The 514-nt window shown below is 68.7% G+C and carries 1 protein-coding gene; it reads right to left on the bottom strand.

Features of this window, described 5'->3' with window-relative positions; translation table 11 throughout:
- Positions 1 to 122: 122 nt before the first annotated feature.
- A partial coding sequence (locus IM708_RS21210) for a winged helix-turn-helix domain-containing protein (protein WP_209428525.1) occupies positions 123 to 514 on the bottom strand: 392 nt, incomplete at its 5' end.

Below are 514 nucleotides of genomic sequence, written 5' to 3'. Positions count from 1 at the left end.
TCTAAAAAACGGCACGGCGATGCCGGGAGTTTTATGAGGACCGGGGCGCGCGGATATCAATCTTGGCCACGAGCATGCCCTCGCGAGACCGGATACGTTTGAGCAGACCTCTCACGCCAACTTCAAAACCCTCTTGCGGACGGGGCGAGCCATACGTTTTTAAACGCGTCCTGCGCCTCGGGCGTTGCCGCCCGCGCATGTTGCGGCCGAGGGCGCTGGATGGTCCAGTCGATCGCCCGAAGCGCCTCCCAGCCGCGCTGCTCGGCGACCCGCGGCACGCCGAGCGTGCCCGCGATCACCGCCGCCACCTTCTTCGCCGCCCACACCCCGCCGTCGTCGGGCGGGGTCTTCACCCGCTCGCGCAGCATCGCAAGGATCTCCGGCGTCAGGATCTTCGGCTTCGCGCCGTTGCCCCCGGCGCCGGTCGCCGAGGCTCGACGGTCCGAAACGGTTGTAGCGCCACAAGCTCCTCGACCCAGCGCCGCACGAAGCCGGTCAGCCGCGCCACCTCGGC

The sequence above is a fragment of the Pararhodobacter sp. SW119 genome (genome assembly GCF_017811755.1).
GTDB lineage: Bacteria > Pseudomonadota > Alphaproteobacteria > Rhodobacterales > Rhodobacteraceae > Pararhodobacter.
This window is presented reverse-complemented; position numbering and strand designations above follow the sequence as displayed.